The sequence below is a fragment of the Flavobacterium sp. genome (assembly GCF_028712645.1).
In the GTDB taxonomy this organism is placed as follows: Bacteria; Bacteroidota; Bacteroidia; order Flavobacteriales; family Flavobacteriaceae; genus Flavobacterium.
Genome location: NZ_JAQTPQ010000052.1, coordinates 1 through 16744, shown reverse-complemented (window position 1 = coordinate 16744; position 16744 = coordinate 1). Strand labels below are relative to the sequence as shown.

Below are 16744 nucleotides of genomic sequence, written 5' to 3'. Positions count from 1 at the left end.
TTAATGAAATGTAATATCTAAAAACGATGAAACTTAAATACAATAGGGAACTCAAATTAATTATAATCCAAGGAATAGCAATAGACTCTAAGCCATAATATTTAGCACAGATATATAACAATGGGAGACCTATTAAAATTTGTCCAACACCTTGGGTAATATTATATTTTGTTTTGCCTTTAGAAAGTAATAAGTAATAAAGTGGCAGCTGTAAAGCCAAAAACAAAGAACCTAATACTAAAAGTCGCACAACCAAAATAATAGATGGAAACATTTTAGTACTGATTGTGTTTCCAGTCCATAGCATTAAGATTTCCTTAGCATAAAAAAAAATTAAAAATGTTGATGAAAACACTAGTAAGTTAAGAATAGTATAAATTTTAATTAAAGATATATTTAGTTTATTGTTTTCATTGTTATGGAATCTCGAGAATATTGGAAAAACAAACAATGCTAATGGGCTTGCTAAAATAACGGGAACCTGAGCAAGCAGTGACGCAATATTATAATAACCAAACACCTTTAATGAAAAAAAGGAACTCGCTATTATTTTATCTGCTTGGCTGTTGACAGATGAAATTACGGCTATTAAAAACATACCACCTATGTAGGTCAATATATGTTTTGGAATTTTTCTTAAGGTATTCAATAATATTCGTTTCTCTTTTTTCAAAAGTTTAATTGTATTCATTCTTAATGCAACTACGTAAATTATATTACATAATATTTGCCATAGAAAATATATTTCTAAATCTTTTCGATAGAAGATAAATAACACTATTACAACACCATTTTTAAATACATTCCATGTAATCTGAAAAGAATTCGCCTGAACTTGTTTATTCAAACCAAAAAGAGAACCATAATAAAGGGAGGAAAGTAATTGTACACATACACCAGCACCGATCAATGAGACATAATATGATAAATCTCCAGAGCTTATTTTTTCAGAATTAAGCCAATGATTTGCAATAAAATTCGAACCAAAAAAAATAATTAAAAAAATAAAAAAACACACTCCCCAATATAAATTTTCGACATTCCTAAGAACACTATATTTATAGTTTGCAGCACCTTCAAGTGAAAACTCTTTAATAATCGCCGAAGACATACCTGCATCTGCAAAACTTATTATACCTAATAACAAAGTATAAAAACCGATTATTGCGTAGCTTTCGATACCTAAATAATGAATATATAGCGGTGTAAAAATAAATACAGAAACTAAACCCCAAAGACGGCTGCCGTAATTTGAAATTAGTTTCCCAAAATTAGAATTCTTCATTGTTATTTTTACACTTTATTAGTCGAAAAGTCATATAAAGACAAAATATCTCTCCAAATACTCTCTTGTTTTAATTTGACTATGTCAAACTACAAATTAATTTTTATTAAATTAATTTGAAAGTATTGAAACAGCCATCAATAATAGCAAAAATGAGTAGTTAAAAAGAGATCTAAATCTATTATCTATTTTAGATAAGTTAATATTTTTTTATTAATAATTATAAATATTGCTAAAAAAAAACCTAAAAAACTACCTAACAAAATACCCTTAGCCTTCCCAAATCGTTCTTTTGCCAATGGTAATATAGGTCGATCAATGACTTGAATCAATGGAGTTTCTTTGCGTAAGGTAACTTTGGCTAATTCGGTTTGCTTTACCAATTCAGTTAAGATAGCTGTGTTAGCCTGCACATCAACCTGCCTCCTAGCTGATGGTGTTCTTCTAACATTAAGTGAAGGATTTAAATTAAAAGTATTATCATTAGCAACCGCCACTCCAGTAATAGCTCCATTCAGTTCTCCACGAATGGAATCGGTTTGACGAACTAAAATATCCATATTAGCTCTTGCCTTTTCACTTTTAGTAGCAATATAAAAATCAGAGACTTCTTTGGCCAAAGCTTCTGCAAAATACTTGGCAAACAATTCACTGCCAGAATTCATTTCAATACTAATGATACCAATTTTTTTGTCTTTTTGTGCAACTAACAAGTTAAATTTAGTCAAATTTGCACTAATAACCCCTAAAACACTATCCTGAACACGAGTGTAATTCTTGCGATCTACATTAGGCAAAAACTGAATATTAGCAAATTTTGGCTCTTTTTCCCAATCTTTTCGCCATTTTGCATTTTGTATATACATTTCGGCTAAAGTCATTACTTTGCCTTTTAAATTTACAGAGGTTAATAAGGTTTGTTCTACCATTTTTCTGGATTTAAAAAACTCCGTCAAATTAGCTCCAGAAAAAACATTTCCCCCGCTTCCTCCAAAATCAAATCCAAATGAGCTGGCTAAACCTAATGCTCCACTTAGCCCTCCTCCTGATTTTTCGTCTTCAACTACAAAAGATAAAGTAGCTGTATAAACAGGTTTATTCATAAACGAATAGGCTAAACCGAGAGCAGCTCCTGAAAAGCCAACCAACACAATAATTTTCCATTGCGAAAGCAAATAGACATACCATTCTTTGCCTCTTTCTATCAATTCTTTTAACGAAATTTCGTCTTTGTTTATGGGTTCTTTTGTTACCATTCAGTTATCCGTTTTTGGTTATATTTTATTTATGACTGGTAATTACTATTTAAATGCTGTAACAATCAGTAAAGCAAGACTCGAGATAACACTTCCTATACTCACCCACTCCCCAGTACTCATCTTCTTGGCTTCTGGTTTTTCAGGAACTACAATCTGCGAGCCTGGTACTACTTTTGGATAGGATCGTATGAAGAAAAAAGAACTCGAAACTGCGGCTTTCCCATTAGGATAAATGATATAAGCCTTTTTCTTCCAACCTTTAGCATCTGTTCCTCCAACAGCTCCCAAATAATAACCAAACCCCCTACCCTTTTCATAAGGAATCTCTGAAGTCAAGAGGACGTTACCAGTTACTTTTACACTCTCATTATAAGTAGAAACTTCTATTTCATCTCCTGCCAATAATGTCACATTCGTATTGTCGCTAGGATCCTTGACAATTTTTCTCCATTCCACTGGTATGGTCGAATATTTTAAATCTTCTTTTAACTTTTTGGTTATTTTTTTTTGAATGCTATCCTTCTTGCCTAAATTCAAATTCACATTTTCCAAATCTTCAATTTGTTTAGCTTGTATGGGACGCTTGATTTTTACACCATTCCAATCAGCAACAGAGGTCAATCCTCCTGCCCTTTGGATGACATCATAAATTTTTTCTTTTTTATTGGCCAAAACATATTTCCCAGAATAATTAACGGCGCCACTTATTGTCACCATCTCGGGTTTTTCATAGACTGCCATTTTACGGATATTCACCACGTCAAAAGGAGCTAAAACAAAGTTTTTAGCTTGCTCATTATTGTTGGCATTGATTTCCAGATTAAACAATTGGGCTTTCATTGGGTTGCTGTCGTTAATCTCTTCTGATTTTATCATTCGGGCAATTTCAACTCTTTTGGAGGCCGAACCTGTTAGCCCACCCGCTTCAATCAATATATCATTGAGGGTAAGTCTATCGTGGTACTCATAAATTCCCGGTTTTTTTATTTCTCCTTCAATGGTTACTTTATACTCTTCTTTGAAATCTAAAACAGAATACACGGTGACAATATCTTCTTTTCGCAAAGTAATATCTGCCTCTGGATCACCCGCCAAAACTTTGGATAAATTCACATTAACAGCTTCGCTAGTCAAATCAGATTTCAATCGAACAATAGTAGCACGATTGGTATAAGCATCTTCTTTTAATCCATCTGCTTGTGCAACTAGGTCGGAAATTTTCATTCCTTCATAAAAAGAATAAGTATCTGGTCTAAAAACTGCCCCCTCAATTTTAATCCTGTTTTCGAAACGATTTAAAATCTTGGAAACCCGATACACATCACCCGCAAGTGGTTTATAAATACCGTATTCCGATTCTTGTATGTCTTTTACCCTAAAATCTTTACTGGTTTTCTGCAATACATTTACTGAAGCTGTGTAAGCAAACTCGTTAAATCCTGAAGCAAAAGTCAATAAATCCTTAAAAGTCTCACCTGATTTCATCTCGAAAATACCAGGACGTTTGACTTGCCCTTCTACAGTAACCCTTTGAGAATAAGCAGAAATTCGAATAACGTCATTATCTTTAAGACCTATATTGTCTGATTGATTTCCATTAACTAAAAAATTATAAATATCAATTTTTTTGTACACTTTATTGTTTCTCAGCAACTCTATGTTTCTATAACTTCCATTTTTTCCAGGACCTCCTCCTAAAAACAAGGCGTTGTATACCGTGGCCAATGATGAAACGGAATAATTTCCAGGTTGTTTACTCCCTATAAGTGTCACCCTGATAGTTCTAATGCGACTCAGACTTACCCCAACTTGAGATTGTCCCGAATTCACCGTGCTATACACCCTTGCCATAGCCGCTTTTATTTTTTGAGTTGCCGCCTCAATAGTCATCCCTGAAACCGAAATTTGACCAACATATTGAATAGTTACTTTACCTTCAACTGTTACCGGAATGCTAGCATTAAATTCTTGAATCCCATAGACACTAACCTGCAATTCGTCACCAGGCCCCAAAATATAATTAAGTGGTGTGGCTATTTTTAAATTAGGTTCGAAATTTAAGGTGGGATTATCAAATAACTCCGATCCAAAAATTAATTGGTTCACAGTGTCTTTAACTTTCTTATTGACTACTTTTTCTTGTTTTCTGGTCAATTCTTCTTTATCTTCCGTAACATCCTCTTTTTTTAAAATTTCTGGAGCGGAAGTAGCAGGAACCCCTAATCGAGTTCGCAATTTAGCAAACTCGGTGGCTGACATCCCTTTGGCTAATGCCATTGGCTCCACTTGATCAAGAGTGGTATTGTTACTTAGCAATTGGGCTTTTATTTTAGCAATATCACTGTCTGATAAATAATCTACCTTAAGGGTACTCAAATCAGTTCCTTTCAACAAATCTTGTGCTACCAAAGTTCCCGATTGAAAAAGGGCAAATAAAAGCACAATGGCTGTAATTATTTTTCTCATATTTCTATTGTAATTAATATTAAAATCTTAAAATTAAATATCTTCTACTTTTGACCTTTCTTGAACAAAAGCTTTATTTCTTCTATTTTCCATTAGTTCTTCTGCTCCTTGGAATTAAAAAACTGAAACCAAAAGGATAAATTGGATTTTACTAGCTAAACTATTTCCATGGCTTCGCCCTTCTGACTCCCATAACTGGGTTCGTCATAAATCTTAAAGTAATGCAAATCTACACTAAAAAAAAAGGAATTTTATTACTTTTTTTTATAATATGACACAAAAAAAGCAAAGCAAATAAAATTAACTATGTACTTTTTTACCTATCCCTCTAAAAAACAAATTCTTTACTTAAAACAAACTCAAAAAAAATTAAACTAAAAATCACATCCCTTTTTTATTCACCCGAAGCACACATCCTAAAGATTCTAAAACCAGTACATAATGATTGGGTTTTACTTCTTGAATAATGGCTGACTGGCTGATAAACGGTCCTGATTCCAAAATAATTTTATCTCCTTTTTTCCATTCATCTAAAGTAATTTCAAAATTTGTTGGTACCGAAAGCCAATGTTGTATCGTTTCGATTTCTGAATCCTTCACCATTGCTGGTTTTCCTAACCAAAATAAGTATCGAACTGCACCCGTCACTTCAAATACTCGATTTCTATCCTTTTCCTCAACTTGTACAAAAATATAGGAATTAAACAAGGGAACACTAACTGTTTTTTTTCGGTCTGACCACTGACTAGTTTTAGTAATCAATGGACAATACGTAACCACACCAATCTCGTTTAACCGCTCTGCTACTTTTTTTTCCCATTTAGGTTTGGTGTAAACTACGTACCAATTCATAATGTATTATTGTTCTTGATTTCCTTCAATTCTCACTTCTCACTTCTCACCATTCACTATTCACAATTCTATGAATACTGCTTCTCATAATATTTCTGATAATCCCCAGAAGTAACACTATTAAGCCATTCTTGATTGTTTAAATACCAATCGATAGTACGCTCCAATCCCTGTTCAAAGGTTACTGATGGTTCCCATCCTAATTCTCTGTTTATTTTTGTAGCATCAATTGCATAACGCAAATCGTGTCCTGGACGGTCTTTTACATAAGTAATCAATTGAGCTGATTCTCCAGCTTCTCTACCTAATTTAGCATCCATAATTTGGCACAAAACTTTGACCAAATCGATATTCTTCCATTCATTGAATCCACCAATATTGTAGGTTTCGTGATTCTGGCCTTGATGAAAAACCAAATCAATTGCCACGGCATGATCTTTTACAAACAACCAATCACGCGTATAATTGCCATCCCCATAAACGGGTAAAGGTTTGTTGTTGATAATATTATTGATAAACAACGGAATTAATTTCTCTGGAAAATGGTTAGGCCCATAATTATTAGAACAATTTGTAAGCACAAATGGCAAACCATAAGTCTCCCCATAAGCTCTTACAAAATGATCCGAACTTGCCTTCGAAGCTGAATAAGGAGAATTTGGGTCATAAGGAGTGGTCTCGGTAAACAACCCTTCAGAGCCTAATGAACCATAAACCTCATCCGTGCTCACGTGATAAAAACGTTTACTTTCAAAACCATTTGCCCAAATTTTCTTTGCAGCATTTAGCAAATTTACTGTGCCTATTACATTCGTTTTTACAAAAGCCATCGGGTCAGTGATAGAACGATCCACATGAGATTCTGCAGCCAAATGGATTACTCCATCAAATTGATGTTCTTGAAATAAACTAGTGATAAAAGCCTCATCAGTGATGTCGCCTTTCACGAAAGTATAATTCGGTTCTTTCTCAATGTCTACTATGTTTTCTAAATTCCCAGCATAAGTAAGCGCATCCAAATTAAAGATGTGGTATTCCGGATATTTCTTTACAAAACGTCTAACTACATGGGATCCTATAAATCCTGCACCTCCCGTAATTACTATTTTTCTCATTTTCTTATTCTATAAAATTATCTGTAATTTATTTTTCAAAACTCACTAGTCACTTCTTACAACTTCCCATCAACCCCATCACTCAAAACCCCTTTCACATCATAAAGAATACTGTTGGTTTTCCTTAGCGAATGAATATCTAAATGCAAAAATTCTTTGTGTGCCACACCTAAAACTACAACATCAAAAGTGGTAGTTGGCACTACATTAGTTGTAGTCAATTTATATTCATACAAAACTTCGGCGGGATTGGCCCAAGGATCATATATTATAACTTGAATACCATAATCTTCTAAAGCGGCTATCACGTCAACAATTTTAGTATTGCGCACGTCAGGACAGTTTTCCTTAAAGGTAATTCCCATCATCAAAAGTTGAGAACCACTAATTGTCAGTCCTTTTTTGATCATCAACTTCACCACTTGCGAAGCTACATATTCACCCATACTGTCATTCAAACGGCGACCTGCCAATATTATTTCAGGATGATACCCTTTTTCTTGTGCTTTTTGTGCCAAATAATAGGGATCTACTCCGATGCAGTGTCCGCCAACCAAGCCTGGTTTGAAGGGAAGGAAATTCCATTTGGTTCCCGCTGCTTCTAATACAGCATGCGTATCAATTTCTAAAATATTGAATATCTTGGCCAATTCATTAACAAAGGCAATATTGATATCGCGTTGCGAATTCTCTATAACTTTAGCAGCTTCAGCGACTTTAATCGAAGGGGCAAGATGGGTTCCTGCCGTAATCACAGATTGATATAATTGATTTACTTTTTGTCCAATTTCTGGAGTAGAACCTGAAGTCACTTTCAGGATTTTATCTACGGTATGTTCCTTATCTCCGGGATTAATTCGCTCAGGCGAGTAACCCGCAAAAAAATCAACATTGAATTGTAGACCCGATATTTTTTCTAAAACGGGGACACATTCTTCCTCTGTAACTCCTGGATAAACAGTAGATTCATAGATGACAATATCTCCTTTTTTTAGCACTTTACCAACAGTTTCACTGGACTTATACAAAGGTGTTAAATCAGGGCGATTGTTTTTATCTACGGGTGTTGGAACGGTTACAATGTAATAATTGCAATCTGCAATTTCCTCAAGCGAAGACGTACAGTACAAACCTGTAGCATTTCCCGGTTTTTCAACTAATACTTTTTTTAGACTATCAGCATCAATTTCGAGTGTGCTGTCGTTTCCTTGTTGCAATGCATTAATTCTGGATTGATTAATATCAAAACCTACAACAGCATATTGAGTTGCGAATAATCGCGCCAATGGCAAACCCACGTATCCCAAACCAATGACTGCTATTTTTATGTTTGTGTCCAATTTTTATGTTTTTATTGGTTTCTTAAAATGAAAACCAGTTTTTTTATATTTTTTTTAGAATCTTATTCATTACGATAATCCTCAAATCTTAAGTCTGTTATTTCGAGTAATCCCTTTTTAAAGTGATGCATAAAAAACCTAAAACTAATTACCTACCAACTTCTCGCTACTTCAAATTCTCCCAATACCAGCTAATCGCTTCTTTCAAACCTTCTTGCAGCGAAAACTGCGGATTGTATCCTAACATCGTTTTTGCTTTATCAATGCTTGCTAAGGAATGGGGAATATCTCCTGCCCTGTTAGGACCATATTCAATTGCAACATTGGCAATTCTTTCGTCATAAACGGATAAAAATTCCTTTAGGTATTCTACCAAATTATTCAAGGTATTTCTATCACCAAAGGCAGTATTGTAAACCGTATTTACGGCATCTGGATTGGTGGTAGTCATCGCCAACTCGTTCATTTGAATTACATTATCAATGTAAGTGAAATCGCGAGAGTAATTCCCATCGCCATTAATTAGCGGACTTTCGAGCTGCATCAATTGCATCACGAATTTTGGAATAACTGCGGCATAAGCTCCTTTTGGATCTTGTTTACGTCCAAAAACATTAAAATAGCGCAAGCCTATAGTTTCCAAACCGTAAGTTCTACTGAAAATTTCAGCATACAATTCATTGACATATTTTGTGATGGCGTAAGGCGAAAGTGGTTTTCCTATGACCTCTTCTACTTTTGGTAATCCCACAGAATCTCCATAAGTAGAGGAGCTGGCTGCATATACAAACCGTTTCACTTTAGCATCTCGCGAAGCAACCAACATATTCAAAAATCCGGAAACATTAACGCCATTAGTAGTAATTGGATCTTTAAGCGAACGAGGTACCGAACCCAAAGCGGCCTGATGCAAAACATAATCGGCGCCTTGAACTGCACTTTGACAATCTGATAAGTTGCGAATGTCGCCTTCTATCAATCTGAAGTTGGGATTCTCCATACAATCCTTCAAATTGTGGCGATGTCCTGTAGCAAAATTGTCTAAACATACCACATTATAATCCTTGGACAAAAAATATTCGCACAGGTTTGACCCTATAAATCCTGCTCCTCCAGTTATCAAGACAGTGCTATTTGTTGTTGTATTCATTTAATGATTTCTTTATAGAATCGAATTAACGATTTCATTTTTTTCTAAACTTCCTTATTACTTTTTTGATAATTGAAGTTGATTCATCATCATCATGGTAACCATTAGAATAAGTCGTGCTTCCGTAACCATATCCATATCCATATCCATAACCCGCACCGTATTTTGCTTTGTTCTGGAAGCCATTCAAAATAATACTAGTATTGTGAAGCTCGCCCCGTTTTACCCTATTGTTCAACAAGGTTATCATTTCCTTTTTGGTGAAATTCTGTCTTACAATGTACAAAGTGACATCGCAATATTGTGCCAACTCCAAAGCGTCAGATACTAAACCTACAGGTGGTGTATCTAAAATAATGTAATCGTATTTTGTCTTCAATTCTTCAATCAACTCCTTCATACCATCGCTCATAATCATTTCAGCCGGATTCGGTGGTATAGGCCCCGAAACAATGACATCAAGAAAAGGAATATGGGTAGGATTGATGATTTCGTCAATCGTTTTTTGCTTAATTAAATAATTCACAACTCCTACCTCATTCGATAAATTAAACTCATCAAACAGTTTGGGTTTTCTTAAATCTAATCCGATAATCACCGTCTTTTTTTCGCTCAAAGCAAATACGGTGGCAATATTCAACGTACAAAAAGTCTTTCCTTCACCACTGACTGAAGAGGTAATCATCAGAGTTTTTGCTCCATCTAGATTTTGCTGTTTATATAAAAACTGAAGCGAGGAACGAATAGCTCTAAATGACTCGGATAAAGCGGATTTTGGTTTTTCATACACAGCCAAATTACTATTTTCCTTACTCAATCCAATGACTCCTATCAATGGGAGTTGAGTCAACTTACTAATATCTTCGGTATTTTGAATGGAATTATTAACAAAGAAAATCCCAAAAACAAAAAGCAACGGAATCAATATTCCTAGAAATAATGCCAACACATAATTGACAGAAGTTTTCGGACCTATGAGTCCTCCTCCTATATCTTTGGCAGGATCGATAAAATGAATATCAGACAAATTAGCTGCTTTTACAATATCAGCTTCGCTTCTTTTCTGCAGAAAGGTACTGTAAATATTATCGCTTAAATCGTATTTTCTCTTGATTTTGATTAGTTCCTGCTGGTCTTCAGGAAGCTGCTTGATAGTACTCTCTGTTTCATTAATTTTACTACTAACCATAGCAAGGTCATATTGCAAAGAGGCTTTGGCAGTAATTATGTTCTCCAACAACACTTTTTTTACAGCCTCCATTTGGTTGTCAAAATCCTTAAAAATCTTATCGCTTTTTACAGCATACGCCATTTCAGATCTTTGAGTGGATAGCGAAATCAATTTAGAAACATTCACCACAATATTAGGGTCTTCAATACCTGCAACAGATGGAGCAGGAAGTTTTGAATAATCGACACTGCTTTTCAAATAGGCTTTCAGCGAATTATAATAGGCTAGTTTACGGTTAATTTCATCTTTCTTGACATCAAATTCAAGAACCTTATCGGAAAATTTAGAACCATCTCCTTCAATATCGTAAATATTTTTGCCTTTTCTGAATGATTTTAGCTCGTTAGTGGTTTCCTTAAGTTGGGATTCCATAGCCACAAGTGTACTATCAATGAATTGAATCGTATTCGTAGCAAACTGGTTTTTACTATCCAATTGCCTTTTGATAAGCATTTTCACAGTCGAATTCAAATATTCAACCATTCGTGCCTTATTAGTTCCCTGCATTCCTAGTGTAATGATAGAACCTCCTTTATCATCCGTTTTAACATTGATGCCTTTATATGCCGAAACCGTTCCATCAAAATCATTAAACTGTACAAAATATTCGTTGCCCTTATAAAAACCAGGATTATCTTTTATTTGCAATTTCCAGTATAAGAATGGCAGATTCACTTGCTCGCCTACTTTGTATTTTTTAACAAAATCACCAACAGATACTGCTGTGTTACTATAGGAATTATCAGCGTAGGAAACTATAGAAACTGAATTACTCTCAAATGGAATTCGAATTTCATATTCGTTTTCACTCAAAAACTTAACACTAATGAGTTTCCCGGCTAACTGTCCTTTAGTCTTGTCGATGTTTACATAAAAAGGAACAGCGCCATAAGCATCAACAAGATTGTATTTACCTTGTGCCAGATAACCAATGTAATATTGCAATTTATCAACAACCAACTCATTATGCGAGCGGGATTGCAGGGTCGTAGAAATGGTTTGCACTTGATCAGAAGAACCACCCCAGTTGAAAACCAAACTTGTATTTGAAGTGAAAAGCGGATTGGTTTCTTCCTTTACAGAGATTAAAGTCTCCATACCGTAAATTTTTTCTTTACGAATATTAACTTCATAGGCAATGGTAAACGCAATGAGCAAACTTAACAAAAACCATTTCCAATAACTTCCAATTTTTATTAGGAAACCTTTGAAATCGAATCCTGTTTGGGTTTCAAAAATCGAAAAATCTTTTATGTCTAACATTTATTGAATTCTATTTTATTTTTTTAATAACAAAAATACAGTTGTAGCCAAAGACAATAGTGTAATAATAGTCGTCAAAGATTCTATCCCCGTTTTTCCAGTTCCCCACGTTTTTTGTTTCAATGGTTTCACATAAATATAATCATTGGGTTGCAAATAAAAATAAGGTGATTGCATCACGTTGCGATCCGTTAAATCAATGTCATGCATTTCTGTTCCAGTAGGCAATTGGCGAATAATAGTCACCGCTTTTCTATTCCCTGTAATGGTTATATCTCCAGCATTTGCAATGGCTTCCATAAAGTTCACATGGTCTTGAAATAAAGTCTTAGTACCCGTGCTTCCGACTTCACCATTTATAGTATATCGAAATCCAGCTAATTTTACGGTCACAAAAATATTGGCTGCTGTAGTGAAATAGTCGGCTAGTAGTTGCTTTTCGATTTTAATTCGAATTTCGTCAAGGGTAAAACCAATCACATTGAGTTCTCCCAAAACTGGAATCCTAATATTCCCATGATCATCAACTGTAAAGCCATCAAAATACAAACCTGAATCTGTTTTTGCAGAAGATTCCCCCTGACTTGTGGGGCTGAAAATTGTCACTAGTTTAGAATCACTGGCTTTTATCGTAATGCTCAAAACATCGTTAGTTTGCAATCGATAGGGTTTTGATACCACAGCCGAAATTGAAGTGGTACCTCCTTCGCCGCCATCCTTTTTCTGTAAATAAATTAAGTCTTGAGTTGGGATACATGAAGTAAAAAAAACACTCAATCCCAACACTATATAGAATACGAATTTGTTCATTTTTATATTTTTAAAACAAATATAGCTTTTCATTTAACAATTTAAAAATATCGTCATTTATTAAATGGATTAATTATTTTTGAAGGACTTTTCAAACGGCACCCGTTGTAATATACTTCTCCCTAATGTCACCTCATCAGCATATTCTAGCTCGTCTCCCACAGAAATTCCTCTTGCAATTGTCGAGGTAATTATGTCATAATCCTGAATTTGCTTATAAATGTAAAAATTAGTAGTATCGCCTTCCATTGTGGAACTCAATGCAAAAATAATTTCGCTCACATTTCCTGATTTTACCTTTTCTACCAGTGTAGTAATGTTCAACTGGCTTGGTCCCACACCTTCTATTGGCGATATCTTCCCTCCAAGAACGTGATAAATCCCACGAAATTGTCCTGTGTTCTCAATTGCCATCACATCGCGAATGTCTTCAACGACGCAAATAATTTGTTGGTCTCTTTTGGTATTGGAACAAATTTCGCAAACATCCGCATCTGAGATATTATGACAGCTCACGCAAAACTTTACTTCTTCGCGCATAATGGTCAAAGCTTGTGTTAAAAAACCAGTATGTTCCTTGGGTTGTTTCAACAAATGCAACACCAATCGCAAGGCAGTTCGTTTGCCTATTCCTGGTAATTGCGCCATTTCGTTAACAGCTTTTTCTAGAAGTTTTGATGAAAATTCCATAAATGCAAATGTAATAGTTTGTTTATTAAGTCTGTAGTTCTGGGTTTGGAGATTTAAATCAATTACTAATTTGAAAACCTATTAATACCTTGCCCTATTCTCCAACACCTTCAAACGAAATAAAAAACGAGGCCAAAGCCTCGTTTTTATTTGTTAAAAATAGTCTTATACCAAGGTTTTTTCTCTTCTGCGGCACCGTAGCCATAGCCATAACCGTAGCCATACCCTTTTTTAGAATCAGTGTCATTAAGCAATAATGCCATATTAGGTAGTTTATTTTCTTTGTAAAAGAGTTCTGGTAAATGAAGCATCCGTTTATCTAAATAATTAGCACGCACCACATACACAAAAGTATCAGCATACTTCGCTATCATCAAGGTGTCCGAGACTAAGCTTACTGGAGCAGTATCTACAATAATATAATCATATTCTTTTTTGAATTGAACGAATAATTCATCAATTTTCTTGTTCATCAACAACTCTGTTGGATTGGGAGGAATACTACCTGCGGAAAGCACATACAATTCTTCAAAGCCTTTCAATGGATAAATATAATCCTTAATCGAAGCATTTGCAGTAGTTAAATAATTAGTCAATCCCCTCGTTTCGTGTGTATCTATGTATTCGCTTAGTTTTGGATTTCTAATATCCATCCCCATCAAGAGTACTTTTTTTCCAGAAAGCGCAAAAACACCTGCTAAGTTAGCTGATATGAATGTTTTGCCTTCTCCAGGAATAGTCGAAGTCATGAATATCGTTTTTGCTGTACCTTCAGGAACCTGATTCAACATAAAGTCGAGATTTGTCCTGATAATTCGAAGTGCTTCAGCAGATCCAGTGCGACTCGAAGCATCAACCATTTCGTTAGGTGAGGTCGATTTTGGAATATCACCTAAGAAAGGAATTTTTAATTTGTCTGTAATATCAAATCGATTTTTTACTTTAGTGTCCAGTAAATCCATCAAATACAAAATCCCGAAAGGGATTAAAAATCCCAGCAACAAAGCAGCTAAATAAATGATATTCTTTTTAGGTGACACAGGTATTTTAGAAGCTTTTGCATCATCGACAACTCTGGCATTGGGAGCAGTAGCCGCTAACGAAATGGCAGTTTCTTCTCTTTTTTGCAGTAAATACAAATACAATTCTTCTTTTACTTTTTGTTGTCTGGCGATTACTCTAAACTGACGCTCTTGAACTGGAATTTTCTCTATTTTAGTATCTAAAAGTCCTTCCTGACTTCTTAAATTTCTTTTTTGGATGTTCAAAGTAGATTGTAATCTTCCCAAACTTTCAGCTACATTTGATTTCAGGGAAGTAATTTGCTGGTCTAACTTAATTACCGAAGGATTAGCAACAGTAGCCGATTTCAATATTCGGTTGCGTTCTAAAATCAATTGATTATACGAATTAATCAAGCCCGATGCATCTCCTTGTCCTGCAATAATATTGGTAGGCAACAAATCAGCATTGGTGCTTTTTTTCATAAAATCCAACATCGATGCCACTACATTCAACTGAATTTCTGTTTCTACCGCTTTTTTATTGTACTCGTTAGAGCCTTCAATAAATAATTTCGCTTCCGATTCGATATCAGTAACTTTATTATCCCTTTTGAAACTCTCTACATTCTGCTCCACGCCATCCAACTCTTGCGTTATCAATATCAATCTATTGGCGATAAACTTGGAGGTATTTTCTGAAATGTAATTTTTGTCAGCAGCAGCATCATCATTATAAATTAGCACTAAATTATCTAGAAAATCTTCTGCTTTTTTAATTACAGGATCGGTTATGGTTAGCTCAACTACACTACTCGTTTTACTGATGGGATTTACTTTTAATCGGCTTAGAAAACTCGCCACCACATTTTCAAGAGGGTTTACCACAATGCTAATAGCTTTGGACGAATCATTAAACTTATTTTTAGAATCCTTTGATCTAGTAATGATTAACTCTCCATTTTGAGTTACAATAAGTTCACCATATTTAAACTCTTTTTTGTCATTCAAAAGTATCGGTTTACCTTCTATAGTAGATTCGCTGTCCAAGGCAAACGTATTAGGTGTTAACTCGACAAATTCTAAAACCATTGTAGAGGTGAAAAATTCGGGTTTAGCATTGATAAAATCAACTGTGATGGGTGTGTTTTTATAAATCTCTCTAGTAATGACTTTTCCCTTGACAAATAAGCCAATATTCAATTTCAACCTCTTGACCGTGCTCTCGACTAAAGTTCTCGACTTTAAAATTTCAATTTCATTATCAACATTGCTTTTCATCGCATTCCCCAATCCCATATCGGCAAAGGCAGATAATTCAGAAAGCATACCCCCTTTTTTATCATCTTTAACTAATACTGTTGTAGTCGCTTGATATTGAGGAGTGGTATATCGTAAATAAGCAAAGGCTATAATTAGGCTGACACTTACCGCCAAAACAAACCATTGCCAGTGAATCAAGTATTTGTCTAAAATCGTTCTTAAATTAAAATCTTCGTTCTGATTTTCGTCAGACCTATAATTGTTATCCATCTAAAGTTTATTTGGTTATCGTATAAATTACCGTTACTAATGTAATCAACAAAGATGTGACAGAGATAATCACCCCTGTATTAGCTCCTACTGCTGAGGCATTCACTCGGTTTTTGTTGGGTTCTACATAGACCACATCATTCTGGGCTAGATAGTAAAAAGGAGAATTGATAAAGTCGGCCTTAGTAATATCGACTCTGCTATAGGATTTAACACCGTCAATTTCTCTAATAATCAAAATGTTGTTTCGTTTCCCGTAAATAGTCAAATCCTTGGCCATACTCAACGCTTCTGTTAGAGTAATACGTTCGGAAGCTACATTGAAAGTCCCAGGCAAATTAACTTCCCCTTGTACCGATACTTTAAAATTCATAATACGAAGGTTGATCATCGGGTTATGAATGTATTTTGCTATTTTGGTTTGAAATAAATCCAATAATTCGGTTCGCGTTAATCCACCTACTTTTAATTTTCCTAAAATCGGAAAATTGATGATTCCATTGGCATCGACTAAATAAGACTGAATCATTTGCTGTCCCAATGCTGAATTACCATTAGCTGAAGGAACACTTACCGTACTCAAATTAAAAGGAAGGGCACTTTCGGGATCATCGGCAGAGACGATAATCATCAACAAATCATCGGGTTGAATCTTTATTTCATAGGAATTCGACTTTGCTGAAGAGGGCATACTGTCAATGTTTTGATAATAAACAACTTCTTTTCTTGAAGCACAAGAAACTAACGCT

Annotated in this window: 12 protein-coding genes; all 12 read right to left on the bottom strand. The window is 34.8% G+C overall.

The window, feature by feature from the left end; all coding sequences use genetic code 11:
- A partial coding sequence (locus PHC28_RS05835) for an oligosaccharide flippase family protein (protein WP_300097235.1) occupies positions 1–1285 on the bottom strand: 1285 nt, incomplete at its 3' end.
- A gap of 185 nt (positions 1286–1470) precedes the next feature.
- A complete protein-coding gene (locus PHC28_RS05830) occupies positions 1471–2541 on the bottom strand; it encodes a Wzz/FepE/Etk N-terminal domain-containing protein (RefSeq protein ID WP_300097233.1) in 1071 nt (356 codons plus the stop codon).
- 45 nt (positions 2542–2586) lie between these two features.
- Positions 2587–5010: an SLBB domain-containing protein gene (locus PHC28_RS05825; protein ID WP_300097203.1), complete on the bottom strand. Its 2424-nt coding sequence runs from the start codon at positions 5008–5010 to the stop codon at positions 2587–2589.
- Positions 5011–5391: 381 nt separating this feature from the next.
- Complete coding sequence (locus tag PHC28_RS05820; RefSeq protein WP_300097201.1) at positions 5392–5862, bottom strand: UpxY family transcription antiterminator; 471 nt, start codon at positions 5860–5862, stop codon at positions 5392–5394.
- A gap of 68 nt (positions 5863–5930) precedes the next feature.
- Positions 5931–6977: a dTDP-glucose 4,6-dehydratase gene (gene rfbB, locus PHC28_RS05815; RefSeq protein WP_300097199.1), complete on the bottom strand. Its 1047-nt coding sequence runs from the start codon at positions 6975–6977 to the stop codon at positions 5931–5933.
- A gap of 56 nt (positions 6978–7033) precedes the next feature.
- Positions 7034–8317, bottom strand: coding sequence for a nucleotide sugar dehydrogenase (locus PHC28_RS05810; protein WP_300097197.1), 1284 nt, complete (start codon positions 8315–8317; stop codon positions 7034–7036).
- 166 nt (positions 8318–8483) lie between these two features.
- Positions 8484–9467: an SDR family oxidoreductase gene (locus tag PHC28_RS05805; protein WP_300097195.1), complete on the bottom strand. Its 984-nt coding sequence runs from the start codon at positions 9465–9467 to the stop codon at positions 8484–8486.
- 34 nt (positions 9468–9501) lie between these two features.
- Positions 9502–11961: a polysaccharide biosynthesis tyrosine autokinase gene (locus PHC28_RS05800; protein WP_300097193.1), complete on the bottom strand. Its 2460-nt coding sequence runs from the start codon at positions 11959–11961 to the stop codon at positions 9502–9504.
- A 15-nt stretch (positions 11962–11976) separates the two neighbouring features.
- A complete protein-coding gene (locus PHC28_RS05795) occupies positions 11977–12771 on the bottom strand; it encodes a polysaccharide biosynthesis/export family protein (RefSeq protein WP_300097191.1) in 795 nt (264 codons plus the stop codon).
- A 69-nt stretch (positions 12772–12840) separates the two neighbouring features.
- Entirely contained in the window at positions 12841–13461 is a 621-nt protein-coding gene (gene recR, locus PHC28_RS05790) for a recombination mediator RecR (RefSeq protein WP_300097189.1), read from the bottom strand.
- 146 nt (positions 13462–13607) lie between these two features.
- Positions 13608–15995 carry a polysaccharide biosynthesis tyrosine autokinase gene (locus PHC28_RS05785; protein WP_300097187.1) on the bottom strand — a complete coding sequence of 796 codons (2388 nt, stop codon included), beginning with the start codon at positions 15993–15995 and terminating at the stop codon, positions 13608–13610.
- 7 nt (positions 15996–16002) lie between these two features.
- Positions 16003–16744, bottom strand: a 742-nt coding sequence (locus PHC28_RS05780) for a polysaccharide biosynthesis/export family protein (RefSeq protein ID WP_300097185.1), incomplete at its 5' end; no start/stop codon positions are given.

Coding starts and splice junctions, on each gene's coding strand:
- PHC28_RS05830 (WP_300097233.1), bottom strand. CDS start 2,541: ATGGTAACAAAAGAACCCATAAACAAAGACGAAATTTCGTTAAAAGAA.
- PHC28_RS05825 (WP_300097203.1), bottom strand. CDS start 5,010: ATGAGAAAAATAATTACAGCCATTGTGCTTTTATTTGCCCTTTTTCAA.
- PHC28_RS05820 (WP_300097201.1), bottom strand. CDS start 5,862: ATGAATTGGTACGTAGTTTACACCAAACCTAAATGGGAAAAAAAAGTA.
- rfbB (WP_300097199.1), bottom strand. CDS start 6,977: ATGAGAAAAATAGTAATTACGGGAGGTGCAGGATTTATAGGATCCCAT.
- PHC28_RS05805 (WP_300097195.1), bottom strand. CDS start 9,467: ATGAATACAACAACAAATAGCACTGTCTTGATAACTGGAGGAGCAGGA.
- PHC28_RS05800 (WP_300097193.1), bottom strand. CDS start 11,961: ATGTTAGACATAAAAGATTTTTCGATTTTTGAAACCCAAACAGGATTC.
- PHC28_RS05795 (WP_300097191.1), bottom strand. CDS start 12,771: ATGAACAAATTCGTATTCTATATAGTGTTGGGATTGAGTGTTTTTTTT.
- recR (WP_300097189.1), bottom strand. CDS start 13,461: ATGGAATTTTCATCAAAACTTCTAGAAAAAGCTGTTAACGAAATGGCG.
- PHC28_RS05785 (WP_300097187.1), bottom strand. CDS start 15,995: ATGGATAACAATTATAGGTCTGACGAAAATCAGAACGAAGATTTTAAT.